Origin of the sequence: Pseudoalteromonas sp. SWXJ133, from assembly GCF_015864365.1 — a bacterium.
GTDB lineage: Bacteria > Pseudomonadota > Gammaproteobacteria > Enterobacterales > Alteromonadaceae > Pseudoalteromonas > Pseudoalteromonas arctica.
The window spans coordinates 1-20,953 of the sequence record NZ_JADYXJ010000033.1; the positions used below are offsets into that span (position 1 = coordinate 1).

The window sequence follows — 20,953 nt, forward strand, 5'->3', positions numbered from 1 at the left end:
GGAAGTCAGGGCTCAATCTACGTCACAGCATTTTCACACTCTGGTTGGGTACGAGCTCACTGTCTTCCCGATGTGACAAGTGCTAGCTAAACACTCATCAAGAAGAGATACAAGGTTGGGTTGAGCGAAGCAAAACCCAACGAAAAAACATCTTATCAAAGAATAACTTTATTTATTATTTTAATTGGTTACGCAAAGAAATTTCCTTAATAAGTTCTGGAAGTTGTTTGGCTAATTTATGAATTTGCTTTAAATGAGCTGAAATTATTTCTCGTTTCTCTTCATTATAGCCACCACCTATAATCGATTTACCGGACTTAAGTATTAAAGAAGAAAATACCATTTCAGAAGCATGGCTATAACCATTATAAAAATCTTTAGCTTGTTTGAGCCAACCTTTCCCCGATGTAACGCCTAACACGCTTGCATTTCTTACTACTAAATCAATTGATAAGTGCGCTTTAGTGAAGGCATCTTTATTTAAATAGCCAGAATAAAAATCTATTTCTTTTTGTTGTTTACCACGACCAACTTTTAACCTTACTGGGGATGAAAGCAAGATAGACATACAGAGAGATTCATAAGATATTCTCATAGTATTACCAGCGGCATTAATATGACCTTCGGCTAATAATCTCAATGAAGTAACCGAAGTCTCTAAAGACAAGAATACATATTCTTGAACCCACTTAAATTTAGGGTTCTCATTTGTAAGTATGAAATTTTTGAAAGCGGTCTCACAAGTATTTAAATGTTTCAAAATCTGAATTACGTCAATCTCAAAATCAGATTTAAAACCTGCAATAGTTCTATCACCTAAAATTATTTCATCAAATTCCATAATAACTCCCATAGCAATTTAGCAGTGTATTCTTAGAAATAATACTTTGTTTCTAAAAGCGACTCTAGCCTTGCCGCAAATAGTTGCCTTGACTTTAAAGCTTCTCTTTGTCACAAACACAAAAAAGCCGCTGTATTTTACAATACAGCGGCTTTTAAAATCATTATTCTAAATTAATAGATTATGACTTAGGTCCACGACCTGCACGTTTACGTTCGTTTTCAGTAAGGTAACGCTTACGAATACGAATGTTTAGTGGAGTTACTTCAACTAGCTCGTCATCATCGATGAACTCAAGCGCTTGCTCAAGTGAGTAGTTAAGGTGTGGAGAAAGCGTTTGCGCTTCATCAGTACCAGATGCACGTACGTTAGTTAACTGCTTGCCTTTAAGGGCGTTAACTGTAAGGTCGTTATCACGGTTATGAATACCGATAACCATACCTTCGTATACTTCAACACCGTGACCGATGAATAGACGGCCGCGTTCTTGTAAGTTGAATAATGCGTTAGTAAGTGCTTTACCAGTTGCGTTTGCAATCATTACGCCGTTCTTACGAACACCGATGTCGCCACCTTTGTGAGGACCGTAATGATCGAACGTATGGTACATAAGACCAGAACCCGAAGTAAGCGTCATGAAATCAGTTTGGAAACCAATTAAACCACGGCTAGGGATCATGAAGTCTAAACGCATACGGCCTTTGCCATCTGGAGTCATGTTAGTAAGTTCACCTTTACGTAGGCCAACTTGCTCCATAACAGAACCTTGGTGCTCGTCTTGACAGTCAATAGTCACTGTTTCAAACGGTTCTTCTAGAACGCCATCTACAGTACGTAAGATAACTTCTGGACGAGAAACTGAAAGCTCGTAACCTTCACGACGCATGTTCTCGATTAAGATACCTAGGTGTAATTCACCACGACCAGAAACACGGAAGCTATCTGGGCTACCAGTATCTTCAACGCGAAGTGCTACGTTGTGTACTAATTCTTTGTCTAAACGTTCACGGATATTACGTGACGTTACAAACTTACCTTCTTTACCACAGAAAGGTGAGTTATTTACAGAGAATGTCATTGTTACAGTTGGCTCATCAACACTTAGTGGTGGTAATGCTTCAACGTTTCCTGGGAAACAAACTGTATCAGAAATCTTAAGCTCACCAATACCTGTTACAGTTACGATGTTACCAGCGTAAGCTCTGTCAGTTTCGATACGTTCAAGACCTAGGTAGCTTTGTACTGCGCCAATTTTACCATTACGTGTAGTGCCATCAGCACTGATAATAGTAACTTGTTGGTTAGGAGCAACAGAACCACGTTTAATACGACCAATACCAACTACACCAACATAAGAGTTGTAATCTAGTTGAGAAATTTGCATTTGGAAGTCACCTTCAGGATCTGCATCCGGTGGTGATACTTCGTCAACGATCATCTTGAACATAGGTTCCATGTTGTCTGATGGCTCGTCTAAATCTAGTGTTGCCCAGCCGTTGATAGCTGAAGCGTAGATTACTTTAAAATCTAACTGTTCGTCAGTTGCGCCAAGGTTGTCGAATAAATCAAAGATTTGATCCATAACCCAATCAGGACGTGAACCTGGCTTATCAATTTTATTGATAACTACGATTGGCTTTAAGCCTTGCGCGAATGCCTTTTGCGTAACGAAACGCGTTTGTGGCATTGGACCTTCTTGAGCATCAACAAGTAATAATACTGAGTCAGCCATCGAAAGTACGCGTTCAACTTCACCACCGAAATCGGCGTGTCCCGGAGTATCTACGATATTGATATGGTAGTCGTTCCAAGAGATGGCTGTGTTTTTAGCCAAAATGGTAATACCACGTTCTTTCTCAATGTCGTTTGAGTCCATCACGCGCTCTTCGTTACCGCCGCGTGTTTCTAATGTACCTGATTGCTCAAGTAGTTTGTCAACCAGAGTTGTTTTACCGTGGTCAACGTGCGCGATAATCGCTATATTTCTTAACTTTTCGATGCTCATATATTTACTCAGAGAAATTAAATTCTCAATGATCCTGCAAGATCTACGCACTCATCCACGCTTTCGCGAGATGTCCCAGCATAGGATTTAAAAGGGCGCATATTATCCCTCATTAATGACATGGATGAAAGTTTATCCAATACATATTTTAAAACTTTCTCAATACTTTTACTAAGTATCTGTTTTATATATGACAATTATATGAATTAAATTTCAATATTTTTTTGAAAAACAGTCTTTTTGGCTATTTTTCCGATCTTTTTGTTACTCTTTTACATTTAGGTTATGCTAATTTCAGCTGATTAAATTAACAACAAATTACGCTCTGTAAATTTTGCACTAAAATGGAATATTTACGCACCAACATGGTGCGTTTATATATTCCATTTTGATGCAATGATATTTTTTTAATTTATAAACAGCCAGTTACAATAATGGCACAAAATCAGCTTAGTAAATACCAAAGCAATTATGCAGCAATAACAAAACCCAATAGTTGGAGGACACATGTCACAATCGGTTTTAGATTTTATTAAAGAAAATGACGTCAAGTTCATTGATTTACGCTTTACTGACACTAAGGGTAAAGAGCAACATGTATCGATTCCTCATCACCAAGTTGATGAAGATTTTTTCGAAGACGGTAAAATGTTCGACGGTTCTTCAATTGCAGGCTGGAAAGGCATAAACGAATCAGACATGGTATTAATGCCAGTTCCTGAGTCAATCAAACTAGACCCTTTCACTGAAGAAGCGACATTAATTTTACGTTGTGACGTAGTAGAGCCTTCTACACTACAAGGCTATGAGCGCGACCCGCGTTCTGTTGCTAAGCGTGCTGAAGATTACATGCGTTCTACAGGCATTGCAGACACTGTTTTATTTGGCCCTGAGCCAGAATTTTTCGTATTTGACGATGTTAAATACAAATCAGATATGTCTGGTTCTATGTACAAAATCGATTCTAAGCAAGCTGCTTGGAACTCAGATAAAGAATATGCAGATGGCAACACTGGTCACCGTCCAGGTGTTAAAGGCGGTTACTTCCCAGTTGCTCCAGTTGATGACTTCCAAGATTGGCGTTCAGCTACGTGTCTAGTTCTAGAAGAAATGGGCCAAGTAGTAGAAGCACATCACCACGAAGTAGCAACAGCAGGTCAAAACGAAATCGCTACTCGCTTTAATACAATGGTATTAAAAGCGGATGAAATCCAAGAAATGAAATATGTTATCCATAACATGGCTCACTTATACGGTAAAACAGCAACGTTTATGCCTAAGCCAGTTGTTGGTGATAACGGTTCTGGTATGCATTGTCACCAGTCTTTAGCTAAAGACGGTGTAAACCTTTTTGCTGGTGATAAGTACGGCGGTCTTTCTGAAGATGCACTTTACTACATTGGCGGCATCATCAAGCATGCTAAAGCAATTAACGCTTTTGCAAATGCGTCTACTAACTCGTACAAACGTTTAGTACCAGGTTTTGAAGCACCAGTTATGCTTGCATACTCTGCACGTAACCGTTCTGCATCAATCCGTATCCCAGTGGTTCCATCTGAAAAAGGTCGTCGTATTGAAGTACGCTTCCCGGATCCAACTGCTAACCCATACCTTGCTTTCTCAGCAATGCTTATGGCTGGCCTTGATGGTATCAAAAACAAGATCCACCCTGGCGATGCTATGGATAAAGATTTATACGACTTACCAGCTGAAGAAGCAGCAGAAATTCCAACTGTTGCAGCATCACTTGACGAAGCACTATCTGCACTTAGCGCAGACCGTGAATTCTTAACTCAAGGTGGCGTATTCACTGATGACTTAATCGATGCTTACATCGAACTTAAGTCTAAAGAAGTTGAAAAGCTTAACATGACAACTCACCCAGTTGAGTTTGAAATGTACTACAGCTGTTAATTAAGCTGTAAAAAATATGTGTGTTCTCAAGCCCGCTTTGCGGGCTTTTTTAATGGTAAAATTAGTCAATCTCCACTAAAGTTAAGTTACCGATAAAAATGCAGGGCTGCAGAGTGAATAACAAGATTTTATTACTATTAATTACTTTAGGATTAAGTAATTATGGTTATGCCGGTGAAACAAAAATATACGCTTGGAAAGATAAAAATGGCGTATTAGTGTTCTCAGACACCCCTCATAAAGGGGCCCAAGAGGTAAAGCTCACCAGCCAAGATCTTAATATGCCTGCAACAAATACTGACATTTTTGACGGGCAACCTCAGCCTCAACAAGCGGCCTTTAGTATTGCTATTTCCTCACCTGATCATAACCAGACTATTCGTGAAAATACCGGCACTGTTTATGTAACTAGCCGAATAAAACCACGCTTTGAAACTGGTTTTACTATACAACTTTTTATTGATGGTAAAGCACACGGCCCAGCCAGTGACAGCTCAACCTTTGCAATTAGAGATGTAGAACGTGGTCAGCACACACTACAATTAAAGCTTTTTAATAGTAAAAACCAAGTTATTGCTACAAGCGAACCCTGCATATTTTTTATGCACCGAAAAGGGCTAAACCTAGGTAACTAAATTGGGGCATTACTAAACGTGCAGCAGTGTATTTAACCATATAACTTGCTTGCAAACATCCACGCACTAAAATGGTGCAGCTATGATTAATAATAAAAACTTTAGCCCTGAGCTACTCGATGCCATTTGGCAAAATCAAACAACCGCTATCATGTTACTTGATAAAAACTTCACCGTTGTATATGCCAATACCAGTACCAGCGAGCTGCTTGGCCTTGGTAATAAGCGCCTATTAGATCAACCGTTTGATAGCCTTTTTAACTACCATTCAATCGATTTACAGCGTATAGAACAATACTCACTAGTTGAAGGCGTAGATTGCCAGCAGCATAGAGCTGACGTGGTTTTTAGCGATTCTCGCCATGCAAAAGTAGCCGTAAGTACACGACAAATTAAGTTTAATGGCTCGCTTTACATTTTATTTGAGTGGCGCCAAACCGATGACGAAATTAAGCACGACCAAGCGTCTAATCAAATGCATCAATATCAAGCTGCCCGAAACCTAATTAGAGGGTTAGCTCACGAAATTAAAAATCCTTTAGGTGGAATTCGCGGAGCGGCGCAGTTATTGCAGTATGAGGTTGATCAACAAGAAAGAGATCAATGTGCTGAGCTCATCATTGAGCAAGCCGACCGATTACGCGAACTAGTAGATAGGCTTTTGGGGCCCAATCAACTTCCGCAAAAATCGTATGGCAATATACATCAATCACTTGAATCAGTTGCAAGGCTAAGTACGTTAGATAATTGTTCTAACATTAGCTTAGTTAAAGATTACGACCCGAGTATTCCTGATGTATACATTGATCAAGGCAAAATTCAGCAAGTGGTATTAAACATTGTTCGAAATGCCCAACAGGCGCTTGTAGATGGCGGTGAAATAACAATAAAAACCCGCATTAATCATCAACATCGTCGCCCAGGTAAAGCACCTAAAAAAGCCTTGTTGATCCAAATATCTGATAACGGACCAGGTATTGATCCCAGTGTACGCGAAACACTGTTCTACCCTATGATCACCAATAAAGAAGGTGGCTCTGGGTTAGGACTCTCAATAGCGCAAACACTGATAGATCAACATGATGGCTATATAGAATGTGATAGCTGGCCTGGACATACTGAATTTAATATCTATCTGCCCTTTGCAGATTAATGTTTGGAGTTTGCATGAAAACAGTTTGGCTTGTAGATGATGATGCTTCTATTCGATTTGTACTTGAAAAAGCACTAACCCGTGCAGGGTTTAACACAGAGAGCTTTGCTAATGCGCAAGATGTACTAAGCGCCCTAAAGTTTAGCCAACCTACTGTTTTAGTTTCTGACGTACGAATGCCTGGTATGGATGGTATGGCGTTGCTTGAACTTATTGCAGAGCAAAACCCTGGGCTGCCGGTTATTATAATGACTGCGCACTCAGATTTAGACTCAGCTGTAAATGCATTCCAAAAAGGTGCTTTTGAATACCTCGCTAAGCCGTTTGATTTAAACGAAGCAGTGGCGCTAGTCGAAAGCGCATGCAGAGCAAACTCCACTAAAAAAACTAAACGCAAGCAAGCTCCACCAAAAAGTGCCCACATAATTGGTGAAGCGCCCGCAATGCAAGAAGTGTTTAGAGCGATAGGTAAACTATCGGCCTCTAGCATGAGCGTATTAATAAATGGCGAATCTGGAACAGGTAAAGAACTTGTCGCCAGTGCGCTGCACAATCATAGCCCACGTAAAGAAAATCAATTTATTGCACTTAACATGGCAGCCATTCCAAAAGAGCTTGTTGAGTCAGAGTTATTTGGCCACGAAAAAGGCGCATTTACGGGCGCCGACAGCGTGCGTAAAGGCCGCTTTGAGCAAGCCAATGGCGGCACACTATTTTTAGATGAAATTGGTGATATGCCACTTGATGTACAAACACGTTTATTACGCGTTCTTGCCGATGGTGAGTTTTATCGCGTTGGTGGCCATCAAAGTATAAAAGTAGATGTGCGTATTATTGCGGCTACGCACCAAAACCTTGAAGATTTAGTTAAACAGGGCAAGTTTAGGGATGATTTATTCCATCGTCTTAATGTTGTGCGCCTACGTTTACCTGCTCTTCGAGAGCGCACTGAAGATATAGAAAGCTTATCGCAACACTTTTTACATAAAAGCGCTAAAGAGCTACAAGTAGAAAGTAAAGTGCTGAGCCCTAAGGCAACTGAGCAATTACGCTTATTTAATTGGCCAGGCAATGTACGCCAATTAGAAAACACCTGTCGCTGGCTTACTGTAATGGCACCGGGTGAGCTTGTAAGCGAGCAAGACTTACCGCCAGAGATTCTGGATGCTTCGCCAACCCAGGAAGAAGGTGATTGGCTAGATGCGTTTCAGCAATGGCTTAATCAAGAGCTTAAACAAGGCAAAGAAAATATTTGGCCTGACATTCAAGCCCAGCTAGAAACTCGCTTAATTAAAACCGCACTGGCTAATTGTTCTGGTCATAAGCAAGATGCTGCTATAAAAATTGGTTGGGGACGCAACACGTTGACCCGAAAATTAAAAGAGCGCAATATTAGCTGATTAAACGCTTTTAACACATTTGGTTATTGATGAAGCTAATCGAACATATTCCATTATTCAAACAAATGGAAATTATAAACAGGCTGCACTTTTTTAAAGAATTTACGCTCAGCGAGCGCCAAGTCTTATTAGAGTCGTTCGGCCTGTTATATTTAGTAAGTCAGCATCAATTTTTATTTAAGCAATACGATAACGACAAACGTTTGTACATTGTACTTAGCGGCGCGTTATTAGTATTTAAACATAATCATTTGCTAGAACTTGGCACTATAGAGCCCGGTGAATTTATAGGTGAAGGTGCCTTTATAAATAACCGAGAGCGTAGTACTAGCGCTCGCGCTAAAACCGACAGTATAGTCCTCGCTATTACCCCTGAAGCACTCACTCGTTTACCTAATGTTATCCGCGAAAAAATTAAAGACCGAATTATAGAAGGTATGAGTCTGCGCATTGCCAAACTAAGCGAGCATATAGAAACTCACGGTTAGTTCAGTCCATATAAATAATTTGTAGTGAGCAATCAAGCCAGCTGGGGTTATTAACGTGAGCTGTAAACCTGTAAGTATCGGATGGTTTGGCGCCAAAGGGCGTATTTATAAGTGGTTGTGAGTAACTGTATGTTTGCGAATAGGTTTTATAATAAATGACAACGTAACCGTATAAAAACTCCCAACCTAACCTTACAACAGCGCCACTGGGTAAGCTAAAGTCAGCATATTTATCTGTAAATGTGACGAGTAAATCATTGTACTTGTCTTCACTGCATTGAGTTGTTCGTAACTTTTTAGGCATAATAAAGGTTGTACCCGCCACTGCATTTTTTAGATAAAAGCCTATATTGCCATCACCATAAAAATGATTTGAACGCGTTGCATAGTTAACTTGTGGCTCGTAACCTAGCCCCTGCATAATAGTAGCTAACTGCTCAGTCTCTTTTGGGTAAATTTTGTCACTTGATAAGAGTAATGTAGCTTCACCAAAATCAGGTGGGATTGCCAGCTCTACATATTCATAAGGGAGCGATTGTGCTTTTAGCGCAGCATCGAGCTGATTGCTCTGTTCATCTTGCAAGTTTTCACTAAATACATACACGGTAGGTTGTTGGCACGCAGCTAATAGTAATGCCAACACACATATTAAAATTCCACTTTTCATAGTTACCCCTTTTTGATTACAATTGTAGTCTATTAAAGGTAACTATTTATCGCAATTTAATTTGTTTGGCTATCTAACCAAGCATCAACACTTTTGCGAGTATATAAAACTTCTTTAAATAAACGATGACGTTCAAATTCAAGTTTTGTTTTTCTCGTGGCATCACCACTAACTAAACGGCTATGGGTATCATTGAATTTTGAAATTACAGAAAAACCGCGCTCATCTTGATCAGCTTGCTTTTTTACAGAATTAGCAAGGTGCTCTCTAACATCGTCAGCAGTTAACATACCTGAATTGTCTAATCCCATTAGCTCTTTTTTCATTGCCAATCTTACGCCCATTTCCTACTCCATTTAATGAAAACTATTTAATCCGCCAAAGTTTTAGCAATTAGCAGGCCATACGTAAAATTAACTGCTGCAAAGGTTACTCTTCAATTGCTTCAGTTTTTTTAAAGACAGATAAAATACATAAAAAATTTCATAGCTATTTACGTATTACAATTAGCGAAAGTCACTTGCTTTGGTGCAAAAGTAGCTGCAAGCCTTTATACTACAGCTTGTGCGTTACCCCACCGAGAGCAAATATGAACGAAGAATACATAGAAATAGAATTAGAAGAAGAGCCGATTGAGCTCTGTAAATTATTAAAAGTACTAAACTTAGTTGAAGGTGGCGGCCAAGCTAAAAACCTAATTACCGAAGGCTATGTGGGTGTTAACCATGAAATTTGTACAATAAAGCGGAAAAAATTATACAGTGGCGATGTATTAGAATTTGATGGCGAATTTTTTAAACTTGCGCTAAGTGAAGACGCAACCCCTGCAGAAAAACCTGCGGTACAAACTCAAGCAGAGTCAAAGCAAGCTGCACCACAACCAACAAATCAGCCAGCTAAAAGTAAGCGTAAGCGAACTAAAAAACCAAAAGTAGATGATAAAACAGGTCGTCGTCCTATTTCATTTGGTTAAGCATTTAAAAGCCCTCTTTTTATATAAAAAGGTCAACTTGTATAGTTGGCCTTTTTACTCTTTAATAACCTAGTTAATAATAATAAAAACAAGGTTATAAAATGTCTGTCAAAACACCTAAAAATTGGTTTAAGTCCGTTGTATGGGCGGCACTCGTATGGAACTTACTTGGCGTTATTGCATTTGCTATGCACATGATGATGACACCCGAAATGATAAGTAAACTTCCACTAGATCAACAAGCTGCCTACTCTAACGTTCCTATTTGGTCAACCATTGCATTTGCTATAGCTGTATTTGGAAGCACTTTTGGTTGTCTGTTTTTACTTGCTAAAAACGCGCTGGCAACACCTACTTTTGCGCTATCGCTCGGCGCTATTTTAATTCAGCAATATTATAATTTTGTGGTCATAAACAGTATTGAGCTACTTGGCGCAAGTGCTGTATTTATGCCTATTTTTGTAATCGTTATTGCCATCGCTTTACTTTGTTTGAGTATTAAAGGTAAGCAACAAAGTTGGTTACAGTAATTAATAAGGGTCGAAATAACTTTTGACCCTACCTCTTTCAAATCATCTCTTGAAATTAAACTTTTCAGCATCATCTCTACTATATTAACTGTATAAAATTCGTTCTCTAAACACGATTTTTTACACTGGTATGTACTTTGCAACTCGAACACTACAGAGGTCACTCTTCAAAATATTTTTCTAATTCATAAAGGGGCAAATAATGAATAATAGTTTCGATACCCAACATCAGCTCACAATAAATGGTGAGCAATATCATATTCATTCTCTAAAAGGACTTGGCGACAAAGCGAAACGACTGCCCTTTTCCTTAAAAGTATTACTTGAAAACCTTCTTCGTAACGAAGATGGCGCAAATATAAAAGAACAAGACATTCAAGCCCTTCTTAATTGGGATCCTCAAGCAAAGCCTGCATCTGAAGTTGCCTTTACTCCCGCCCGTGTTGTTATGCAAGATTTTACCGGTGTACCCGCTATTGTAGATTTAGCCGCGATGCGTGACGCAATGGAAAAACTAGGTGGAGATCCTGCAAAAATAAACCCGTTATCACCTGCTGAACTTGTTATTGACCATTCGGTACAAGTAGATGGCTACGGAAATGATGGTGCATTTGATTTAAATGCAAAACTTGAATACGACCGAAATAAAGAACGTTACGAATTTTTACGTTGGGGACAAACCGCTTTTGATAATTTAAAAGTAGTGCCACCAGCAACCGGTATTGTCCACCAAGTAAACCTAGAATACTTAGCGCGCGTTGTTTTTAATGAAGAGCGCGACGGCAAAAAATTCGCTTACCCAGATACGCTTGTAGGGACTGACTCTCACACCACCATGATTAATGGCTTAGGTGTACTTGGTTGGGGTGTAGGCGGTATTGAAGCCGAAGCAGCCATGCTTGGTCAGCCAATTAGCTTACTCATTCCACAAGTAGTCGGTATGAAGCTAAGCGGCCGCTTACCTGAAGGTACTACCGCTACAGATTTAGTGTTAACGGTAACCGAAATACTGCGTAACCATGGTGTAGTGGGTAAATTTGTAGAGTTTTATGGTGATGGCCTTGCCGACTTACCACTTGCCGATAGAGCAACCATAGCGAATATGGCACCAGAATACGGCGCTACGTGTGGTATTTTCCCAATTGATGATGAAACCATTAACTACCTTCGCTTAACAAACCGCGACGAAAGTCACCTAAAGGTAATTGAGGATTACGCAAAACACCAAGGTTTATGGCGTAACGATGGTGACGAAGCTAGCTATACCGATACACTCGAGCTTAAACTAGGTGATGTTGTACCAAGCCTTGCAGGCCCTAAACGACCACAAGATAGAATTTCCCTAGACAAGGCTGGTGAAGTGATTAGCCAGCATTTAAAAAACTTTCAAGATGAACGTATGGCTCGTCGTGATAATAGCGACGAAGAACAAGCTCGTATTGAAGGCGAAGGGCCAACAACAAATCCAGATGAACCAGTCAACGAAGCGCAGTTTATGGGCGCCGCCAAGGTTAAATTTAAAGGGCAAGAGTTTGAACTAAACGATGGTGCTTGTGTTATTGCTGCAATTACTAGCTGTACCAACACCTCTAACCCAAGTGTTATTTTAGCTGCTGGTTTGGTTGCCAAAAAAGCAAAACAGTTAGGTATTAATGTAAAACCTTGGGTTAAAACATCACTTGCACCAGGCTCTAAAGTAGTTACCGACTACCTAGAAAAAGCAGGCCTGATGGATGACCTAGAAAGTTTAGGCTTTAACTTAGTAGGCTATGGCTGTACTACCTGTATTGGCAACTCAGGGCCGCTTGCAACTGAAATATCAGACGCAATTCAAAAACATAAATTAGTAGTGAGCTCTATTTTATCGGGTAACCGTAACTTTGAGGGGCGTATTCACCAAGATGTTAAAATGAACTTTTTAGCCTCCCCTCCGCTTGTTGTAGCTTATGCCATTGCAGGTAGAACCGATATTGACGTATACAACGAACCCCTTGCTCAAGATGCTAACGGTAACGATATTTACCTTAAAAACATTTGGCCAAGCGTTAAAGAAGTAAGTGACCTAGTTAAAGAAACAGTAACTAAAGAAATGTTCGAAAAAAGCTACGCTAACGTTTACGAAGGCGATAGCCGTTGGCAGCAAATTAAAATACCAGATGGCAAACTTTACGATTGGGATGACGCATCTACCTACATTAAAAAAGCACCATTTTTTGATGGTATGAAAGTAGAACCACCGGGCATTCCTACTATCGAAGGTGCACGTTGTTTAGCTAAGCTTGGGGATTCAGTAACCACTGACCATATTTCTCCTGCGGGCGCTATTAAAGCAGATGCACCAGCAGGTTTATACTTGCAAGAAAATGGCGTAGATAAAGCGCAGTTTAACTCGTACGGTTCACGCCGTGGTAATCACGAAGTAATGATGCGTGGCACGTTTGCTAATGTTCGTCTTAAAAACTTACTAGCACCAGGTACTGAAGGCGGCGTAACACGTACTCAGCCTGGCGATACGCTAGAGAGTATTTATGATGCAGCAATGGAGTATCAAAAAAATAATACGCCACTCATTATTTTAGCGGGTAAGGAATACGGTACGGGTTCATCTCGTGACTGGGCGGCCAAAGGCTCACTTTTACTAGGCGTTAAAGCGGTTGTAGCACAAAGCTATGAGCGAATTCATCGCTCTAACTTAATTGGTATGGGTGTATTACCGCTGCAATTTAAAGAAGGTGAAAGCTACGAGTCACATGGGTTAACAGGGCAAGAACAATTTGATATTGATGGCCTGTACGATAAAACCGATGAAGTAACCGTTATTGCTACAAATGCCGAAGGTAAAAAAGTAACCTTGAGTGCTGATGTACGTATTGATACCCCTAAAGAGTGGGATTACTACAAACACGGCGGTATTTTACAATATGTACTGCGTAATATGCTCGACTAACAAAGACAGTAGTTAATACATTTAAAAGCCCAGTTTAGTAATAAGCTGGGCTTTTTATGTGTGCTGTTTGTTGTCTTAAATCAATGCTAAGCATTTAAAGCGTGCCTACACTATAGCGACTATTAGTGAGGTAACTATGTCGCAAACGATGATAATTAGGCTGCTTAAAACATCAATAGTGCTTGGGTTGTACCTTATTGTGACTGGCCACACTTTAATTGTGTCGAGTTACTTCACTGTTAATCATGGTATTAAAGGAATAATTATAGCCGCGGCATGCATTGCTGTAGGTGTACTGCTGTCGCTTCCCACTAAAATATATTTAACCGTATTATTGATGGAAGCCGAAAAACGTTATTTAAAAAACCATAAAAGCACGCACTCTAAATAATTAGAGTGCACTTAAATTATTAATTTCTTTATTACGTTTTTCTAGTTTGTCTTTTACATTTTCGGCATCATTAAATAGCTTTTTAACAGAGTCTGGGTTCAAAATACTGATCCCCTCTGGTGCAGCCGACATTGTATTTGTACTTGGAGAGGTATTTAAAATAGACGTGTCTTCTGCTGCAATAACAGTAATATCTTTAGGATCGAGTTTTACTTCAATACTTTTTGCATGCGGGTTAGGTGTATCAGAAAAGTGCCATTGGCCTGTTTCGTCTTGCCACTTAAAAATTTTGCTGCTTGAGGTAGTACTTTCAGGCATTGGTTCATCAGAAATACTGCTCGCAATTTTATCGCCAGCTTGCTTAACGCCCTGCACTGCTTGGTCCAAAGTATTGCTAGATAGCGCAACCATTTTTTCTTTAATTTGCTGAGATTCATTGCTAATTGATGATGCAGAAAGCCATGTTTGACCATCGGGCTTTTTTAAATAAAACAAAGAGATAACTGCAATAGCCATGATTGATATAGCTAAGTAGGTAAAGTATTTCATAGCGTTCCTGCTTTAATTAATCCTTTATTGCCTTGAGTCTAATAAAAAATACTTAATTTGGCAATTTTTTGTACCCTAATAAAAGAAAATAAAAACGCAGCCGAAGCTGCGTTTTTATTTGCATTTAACTACACCGTAGTCGCGTTAAATACCGTCACCATCCATGTGTAGTCCGCATTCTCGGTTTAAACCAAAAAAGCGAGTTTCTTCCTCTGTCATTCCTGGTTCTAACTTACGTGTTGTATGTACGTCTCCCATAGACACATAACCTTGCTCCCATAATGGGTGGTAAGGTAAATCGTGCTTGGTAAGATACTGATACACGTCGCGGTTAGACCATTCAATAATCGGGTACACTTTAACGGTACCACGGCTAATTTCTACAAACTGTTTATCAGCACGTGTAGATGATTGATCGCGACGCAGACCACTAAACCACGTGCCCGCTTCTATTTCTTTTAACGCGCGGGTCATCGGCTCTACTTTATTAAGCTGATTATATTGCTTAATGCCGTCTTCGCCTTTCTCCCATAGTTTACCAAATTTAGCCTCTTGCCATGCTGGGCTAAGCGGCGCTCTATACACCTTTAAGTTAAGTGATAAACGCTCACTCATTTGCTCAATAAACTGATACGTTTCAGGAAACAAATAGCCTGTATCGGTTAATACAACGGGAATATCTGGACGTTGTGAGGTCATTAAATGCAGCATTACTGCCGCTTGAATACCAAAGCTAGATGATAAAAAAGCCGTATTAGGCAAGTTATCAAGCGCCCATGCAACACGCTGTTCTGCGCTCATATTCGCTAGTAAACCATTAGCATCAGCTAACATAGCCGTTTGGCTTTGTTTATCTAGCTGTAAAATGTTTTTAAATTCACTCATGGTAAATTCCAAACCTCACCAGCGCCAAAGCGCTGGTATTTAATTAAGCGTGAAAATCGGTTACTGATACTTTTACTTCAGCAACAATGCCTTTGCGTATAACAAAGTCACCAAAACACTCACCGTCATTGCGCTCGCTTGCCCATTGGCCAATTAGCTTATCGAATGCTTCTAGGTAAACGTCTTCGCCTACGTTCTCAAGGTACAATTTAGGAATACGTGTGCCTTCTAAATTACCACCTAAGTAAACGTTGTACTTACCTGGGCCTTTACCTACTAAACCTGCTTCTGCAAGCATTGCGCGGCCACAGCCGTTCGGGCAACCTACAACGCGCATAATAATGCTGTCATCGGGTATACCGTGCTTAGCAAGTAATGCTTCAGTTTTTTCTACTAGGCTTGGTAAGTAACGCTCTGCTTCGGCCATTGCAAGTGGGCACGTTGGCAGTGAAACACACGCCATAGAATTTTTACGCTGCTGCGAATCTGTGTCGTCAATCAGACCATGGCTACGAGCAATTTCTTCAATCACGGCTTTTTGATCTGCAGGTACGCCAGCAATAATTAAGTTTTGGTTTGCCGTCATACGCATGTCACCTTGGTGAACTTCTGCAATTTTACGACAACCTGTTTTAAGCGGCTTGCCTGGATAGTCTAAAATACGACCACTTTGAATAAATAGCGTTAAGTGGTGCTTACCATCAATGCCTTCAACCCAACCAATGCGGTCGCCACGGTGAGTAAACTCAAACGGGCGACTTGGTGCAAATGTAACGCCTGAGCGCTTTTCAACTTCTGCTTTAAATACATCAACACCTACACGGTCTAATGTGTATTTAGTTTTTGCATTTTTACGGTTTGAACGATTACCCCAATCGCGCTGCACAGATACAACATGCTCTGCAATTTTTAAGGTATCTTCTAGCGTAATAAAGCCAAAGTCATCAGCCTTACGCGGATAAGTTGCTGTATCGCCGTGCGTCATCGCAAGGCCACCGCCCACTAATACGTTAAAACCAACAAGTTTGCCGTTATCAGCAATTGCCACAAAGTTTAAATCGTTAGCGTGTACATCAACTTCGTTGTTAGGTGGAATAGTCACCGTGGTTTTAAACTTACGCGGTAAGTAATTAGATCCTAAAATTGGCTCTTCTGTGGTTTCTGCTTTTTCGCCATTTAACCAAATTTCGGCATACGCTTTCGTTTTTGGTAATAAATGTTCAGAAATTTTTGCAGCCCAGTCGTAAGCTTCTTGATGTAGCTCAGACTCAACGGGATTAGTAGTACAAAGCACATTACGGTTAACGTCACCCGCTGTAGCAATAGAGTCTATATCTACGCTATCAAGCATTTGGTGCATGCCTTTAATATTTGGCTTTAACACTCCATGAAACTGAAACGTTTGACGCGTTGTTAAACGAATGCTGCCGTAGCTTGTTTTGTCATCTGCAAACTTGTCGATTGCTAACCACTGCTCTGGCTTAATAATACCGCCAGGCATACGTGCACGTAACATTACATTATGTAGCGGCTCTAGCTTTTGCTTAGCGCGCTCACCACGTATATCGCGGTCATCTTGTTGGTACATACCGTGAAAACGTATTAACTGAAAGTTATCGGCTGTAAAGCCACCAGTAATTTCGTCTGTTAAATCTTTTTCTATGGTGCCACGTAAAAAGTTACTTTCTCTTTTCAAACGTTCGTTATCAGAAAGTTTTACGTTTTTATCTTGTTCGCTCATTTTAAATCCTAAATTTGTTACAGTGACGGCTGCTAGCTGTTAAATAAAATAAGAAACGTGATTAATACACGTCTTTCTGATAGCGGTTTGCGCTACGCAAATCTTTTAAATATTGCTCTGCGTCTTCATTGCTCTTGCCTGTGTTTTCTTTAACAATATCAAGCAAGGCGTTGTGTACATCTTTTGCCATGCGATTTGCATCGCCACAAATATAAAAGTGAGCGCCAGCTTCTAGCCATTCAAACACGTCTTTACTGTTACTGCGTAACTTATCTTGTACGTATACTTTTTCTGCTTGATCGCGACTAAATGCAACATCTACTTTGTTAAGTAAACCCGATTTTAAATAACCCTGTATTTCTACTTGGTATAAAAAGTCTTGAGTGAAATGTGGGTTACCAAAAAACAACCAGTTTTTGCCTTGTGCTTCACGCGAATCACGCTCTTGTAAAAATGCACGGAACGGCGCAATACCCGTACCAGGACCAACCATAATCACAGGTGTATCATCGTTAGTGGGTAGACGGAAATTGTCGTTGTGTTCGCTAAATACTTTAACTTTACAACCTTCTTCTGCACGACGAGTTAAGTAACCAGTACAACCACCTAAATGCTCGCTATCAAATGCATCAAACTGCACTAGACCTAGTGTTAAATGTACTTCGTCTTCAACCTCAGCTTGGCTAGATGCAATTGAGTACAAACGAGCTTGTAGTTTACGTAGGCAGTCTACTAATTTTTGTGCATCAATTTTTGCAGGGTTTTGGCGAATTACATCAAATATTTGGCGAGGTTCAATATACGCACGCATTGCGGCTTTATCTTCTACAAGCTTTAATAATTCAGGCGTACCAGTTGCTATTGCGTATTTTTCTACAAAACCAGGGTATGACTGAGTCAGCTCTAGTTTTTCAATAAGTGCGCCGCGTACGCTTAGCTCTTCATCACCTACTTTTACAATGCTTGTTGCATCTATTTGAGTAAGTGTAAGTACTTCATCAACTAATACATCATCATTTAAAAAGTACACACCTAATGAATCACCAGGTGTGTAAGTAATGTCTGAACCTTCAAGCGAAATTTCAACGTGGCGTACATCTTTAGTAGAGTCGCGACCGGTAATTTTTTGAACTGTTAATAGCTCTGCTTCAAATGGATTTTGTTTTGTATATTGGCTTGAAGCGGTCATTGGTGCGCCAAATGGCATTGATACAACTTGACCACCAGCGGCTTCTTGCTGCGCTTTTAAATCAGGTTCGAATGCATCAACTGCACCGGCAATCCATGTTGCAGCTTCATCTTCGTAATCTACATCTAAATCAGCACGTTGATATATGGTTTGCGCACCGAGTTTATTTAAACGCTCTTCAAAATCTTTTGCTGTTTGGCAGAAAAACTCATAGCTAGAATCACCTAAGCCAATAACCGCTATTTTTACATCGTCTAGTTTTGGCGCTTTTTTAGTGGCTAAAAATTCGTGAAGTGTTTCTGCGTCTTCAGGTGGCTCACCTTCGCCGTAAGTAGATACAACGATAGTTAAAAACTTTTCTTTTTTCAGGGCTGTTGGTTTGTAATCTGACATGCTAACAAGCTTAACTGCTAAGCCTCGCGACTCAGCCTGCTCTTTCATTTTGGTAGCTACACCTTTTGCGTTACCTGTTTGCGAACCATATAAAATAGTTAGCGCTGCTGCATCACCCGCAGCCGGTACGCCTGCCGTAGAAGCACCTAACGCAGCCGAATTAGCATTTGCAGCTAAGTAACCACTTACCCACGCTTGTTGAATTGGATTAAGTTCAGCCACTAAACCTTGCAGCTTTTGTACTTGATCTTGCGATAGCGGGCTTGCCGCAGCATTTAGTTGACCTAACAACATGAATCGATTCCCCATAACCCTGAAAATTAAACACAACACACTTTGTGTATTGTTAAAAATGAGTTTTACCTCATCCAGAGCGTATCTGTTGAGGTTTTCTAAGTATGTAGGATAACGGGCTCTGCATAGATAAAAAAAGAATAGAATCTGCTTTGATATTCCATTTAGTTATTAATTTATAAAAATACCTTCAAAAACAGATTAAAGGACGATTATTGCCTTTTACAGCACTTTAAATTAACAATTTTGTAACCTAACTAATGTAGGGTATATTCCTCATTCAAAATAAAAATAGGAACAACTATGTTACACGGGAAATATAAAAATAAACTACTTAGTACCGCATTATTACTTGGCTCATTACCTGTAATGGCCAATGTAGCTAATGGCGGCTTTGAACAATGGTCAGGTAATACACCTGATGCATGGACTACGATAGATAGCGGAATTGCTTTAACGCGCTCAACCAGTACAGTTAAAAGCGGTAGTAGCTCTGCTGCTGCAAATGTAACAACAGGATCGCAAAGTAACACTGATTTACTACAACAGGTTGCTGTAGAAGCAGGTAAAACCTATAACTTTTCGGCTGATGTTTACCACACCGAAGGTAAAATTAAAGCTCGCTTGTATGTAGATGGTTATCAAGGCTATTCAAATCAAGCACAAACTAACCAATGGCAAACAGTTAGCCATAGCTATACAGCAAATAGTGATAAAACAATTAGCGTAGGGCTTAGGTTTTATGATGTAAGTGGATTTGATGGAAGCGAAACCGTATACGTAGATAACTTTTTACCAAATGCTGATGGCAGCGCATCAACAAGTTGTACCGACAATAGCCTTACACTAACGCTTAATACCGATAATTACGGTAGCGAGACTAGCTGGGCCGTTAATAACAATCAAGGTAGCGCTGTTGCTAACGGCAGTGGTTACGCATCAAACACTCAGTATGATGAGCAAATATGCCTAACTGATGGAACTTACACACTTGTTATTAACGACAGCTACGGCGATGGCATGTGTTGTTCAACAGGTAATGGCAGTTATGCGCTTAAGCAAGGCTCTACCACACTTGCTAGCGGTGCAAGTTTTAATAGCACCGACGACAGCACAGCATTTACTTTAGGTAGTGGCTCTGGTGATGGCGGCGGGACCACCCCAACACCCACTGGCTACTATGTTACTGCTCAAGGGTTATCGGGTTATGCACTAAAAACTGAGCTTTATAATATTATTAAAGATCATAATGCACAGGGTTACTCGGCTATTTGGAATTTTTACGACTCATCTGCACGTGATAAATACTTTGAAAACGATAACAGCATTTTAGATATGTATAGCGAAAAACCAAACGGCTCTGACAGCTACAATTATGCTGCGGTGAGCGATCAATGTGGTAACTATAGTGGAGAAGGCGGTTGTTACAACCGTGAGCATTCATTTCCTAAAAGCTGGTTTGGCGGCACTATTGAGCCAATGAACTCAGATGTGCATCATATTTACGCAACCGACGGTTATGTAAACTCAAAACGTAGTAACTTCCCATTTGGTGAAGTAGCAAGCGCTTCATTTACATCAACTAACGGAAGTAAATTAGGTTCTGCCGCAAGTTCGTTAAATTACTCAGGTACTGTATTTGAGCCAATTGACGAATTTAAAGGTGACTTTGCTCGCGCTTATTTTTATATGGCAACGCGCTACGAAAATGTAATAGGCACTTGGCAAACAAAAACGACCTCAAGTAATGCTGTACTTAATGGTTCAAGCAACCAAGTGTTTGAAAGCTGGGTTGTAGCCATGCTGCTTAACTGGCATAACAGCGATCCTGTAAGCCAAATGGAACTTGACCGTAACCAAGCAGCGTTTGAATTTCAAGGTAATCGTAACCCGTATATCGACCACCCTGAATTTGTAGAAATGATCTGGTAAAAGTTAGCAGTTAAAACAAAAGCCTT

18 protein-coding genes are annotated in these 20,953 nt (G+C 40.1%); 10 read left to right on the top strand and 8 right to left on the bottom strand.

Annotated elements, in window-relative coordinates; translation table 11 throughout:
* Window positions 1-175: 175 nt before the first annotated feature.
* Complete coding sequence (locus I6F40_RS18335) at window positions 176-841, bottom strand: hypothetical protein (RefSeq protein ID WP_166379189.1); 666 nt, start codon at window positions 839-841, stop codon at window positions 176-178.
* Window positions 842-1,022: 181 nt separating this feature from the next.
* Complete coding sequence (typA, locus tag I6F40_RS18340; protein WP_010554793.1) at window positions 1,023-2,846, bottom strand: translational GTPase TypA; 1,824 nt, start codon at window positions 2,844-2,846, stop codon at window positions 1,023-1,025.
* Between the two features lie 507 nt (window positions 2,847-3,353).
* Between typA and glnA the strand changes: the two genes are divergently transcribed.
* From glnA to I6F40_RS18365, 5 genes are all read left to right on the top strand, one after another.
* Window positions 3,354-4,760, top strand: coding sequence for a glutamate--ammonia ligase (gene glnA / locus I6F40_RS18345; RefSeq protein WP_010554792.1), 1,407 nt, complete (start codon window positions 3,354-3,356; stop codon window positions 4,758-4,760).
* A 113-nt stretch (window positions 4,761-4,873) separates the two neighbouring features.
* Window positions 4,874-5,395 (top strand): DUF4124 domain-containing protein, encoded by a 522-nt coding sequence (locus I6F40_RS18350; protein WP_166379187.1) that lies wholly within the window; start codon window positions 4,874-4,876, stop codon window positions 5,393-5,395.
* Window positions 5,396-5,477: 82 nt separating this feature from the next.
* Window positions 5,478-6,548, top strand: coding sequence for a nitrogen regulation protein NR(II) (glnL, locus tag I6F40_RS18355; protein WP_010554790.1), 1,071 nt, complete (start codon window positions 5,478-5,480; stop codon window positions 6,546-6,548).
* Window positions 6,549-6,562: 14 nt separating this feature from the next.
* Window positions 6,563-7,948 (top strand): nitrogen regulation protein NR(I), encoded by a 1,386-nt coding sequence (gene ntrC, locus I6F40_RS18360; protein WP_007582175.1) that lies wholly within the window; start codon window positions 6,563-6,565, stop codon window positions 7,946-7,948.
* A gap of 29 nt (window positions 7,949-7,977) precedes the next feature.
* On the top strand, window positions 7,978-8,436 hold the full coding sequence (locus I6F40_RS18365; protein ID WP_010554789.1) for a cyclic nucleotide-binding domain-containing protein: 459 nt from the start codon (window positions 7,978-7,980) through the stop codon (window positions 8,434-8,436).
* A 1-nt stretch (window position 8,437) separates the two neighbouring features.
* Here the strand turns inward: I6F40_RS18365 and I6F40_RS18370 are convergent, their stop codons facing one another.
* Together I6F40_RS18370 and I6F40_RS18375 are read right to left on the bottom strand one after the other, a co-directional pair.
* Window positions 8,438-9,103, bottom strand: coding sequence for a hypothetical protein (locus I6F40_RS18370; RefSeq protein ID WP_166379185.1), 666 nt, complete (start codon window positions 9,101-9,103; stop codon window positions 8,438-8,440).
* Window positions 9,104-9,159: 56 nt separating this feature from the next.
* Entirely contained in the window at window positions 9,160-9,447 is a 288-nt protein-coding gene (locus I6F40_RS18375; protein ID WP_007582180.1) for a hypothetical protein, read from the bottom strand.
* Between the two features lie 245 nt (window positions 9,448-9,692).
* Here I6F40_RS18375 and I6F40_RS18380 point away from each other — a divergent pair, with 245 nt between their 5' ends.
* From I6F40_RS18380 to I6F40_RS18395, 4 genes are all read left to right on the top strand, one after another.
* Window positions 9,693-10,076 carry an RNA-binding S4 domain-containing protein gene (locus I6F40_RS18380; protein WP_010554787.1) on the top strand — a complete coding sequence of 128 codons (384 nt, stop codon included), beginning with the start codon at window positions 9,693-9,695 and terminating at the stop codon, window positions 10,074-10,076.
* 101 nt (window positions 10,077-10,177) lie between these two features.
* Complete coding sequence (locus I6F40_RS18385) at window positions 10,178-10,606, top strand: hypothetical protein (protein ID WP_166379183.1); 429 nt, start codon at window positions 10,178-10,180, stop codon at window positions 10,604-10,606.
* A gap of 202 nt (window positions 10,607-10,808) precedes the next feature.
* Window positions 10,809-13,553: an aconitate hydratase AcnA gene (acnA, locus tag I6F40_RS18390; protein WP_166379181.1), complete on the top strand. Its 2,745-nt coding sequence runs from the start codon at window positions 10,809-10,811 to the stop codon at window positions 13,551-13,553.
* Between the two features lie 136 nt (window positions 13,554-13,689).
* Window positions 13,690-13,944 carry a hypothetical protein gene (locus tag I6F40_RS18395; RefSeq protein ID WP_166379179.1) on the top strand — a complete coding sequence of 85 codons (255 nt, stop codon included), beginning with the start codon at window positions 13,690-13,692 and terminating at the stop codon, window positions 13,942-13,944.
* Here the strand turns inward: I6F40_RS18395 and I6F40_RS18400 are convergent, their stop codons facing one another.
* The 4 genes from I6F40_RS18400 to I6F40_RS18415 all read right to left on the bottom strand — a co-directional run bounded on the left by I6F40_RS18400 (window position 13,945) and on the right by I6F40_RS18415 (window position 18,995).
* The gene (locus tag I6F40_RS18400) at window positions 13,945-14,493 is read right to left on the bottom strand and encodes a DUF4124 domain-containing protein (RefSeq protein ID WP_166379177.1); all 549 of its coding nucleotides are present in this window, start codon (window positions 14,491-14,493) and stop codon (window positions 13,945-13,947) included.
* Between the two features lie 144 nt (window positions 14,494-14,637).
* The gene (locus I6F40_RS18405; RefSeq protein WP_007582191.1) at window positions 14,638-15,378 is read right to left on the bottom strand and encodes a phosphoadenylyl-sulfate reductase; all 741 of its coding nucleotides are present in this window, start codon (window positions 15,376-15,378) and stop codon (window positions 14,638-14,640) included.
* 43 nt (window positions 15,379-15,421) lie between these two features.
* Window positions 15,422-17,119 carry an assimilatory sulfite reductase (NADPH) hemoprotein subunit gene (gene cysI / locus I6F40_RS18410; protein WP_166379175.1) on the bottom strand — a complete coding sequence of 566 codons (1,698 nt, stop codon included), beginning with the start codon at window positions 17,117-17,119 and terminating at the stop codon, window positions 15,422-15,424.
* A 61-nt stretch (window positions 17,120-17,180) separates the two neighbouring features.
* Window positions 17,181-18,995 carry an assimilatory sulfite reductase (NADPH) flavoprotein subunit gene (locus I6F40_RS18415; protein ID WP_121955326.1) on the bottom strand — a complete coding sequence of 605 codons (1,815 nt, stop codon included), beginning with the start codon at window positions 18,993-18,995 and terminating at the stop codon, window positions 17,181-17,183.
* A 303-nt stretch (window positions 18,996-19,298) separates the two neighbouring features.
* Between I6F40_RS18415 and I6F40_RS18420 the strand changes: the two genes are divergently transcribed.
* Complete coding sequence (locus I6F40_RS18420; protein ID WP_197193308.1) at window positions 19,299-20,927, top strand: endonuclease; 1,629 nt, start codon at window positions 19,299-19,301, stop codon at window positions 20,925-20,927.
* Window positions 20,928-20,953 lie beyond the last annotated feature (26 nt).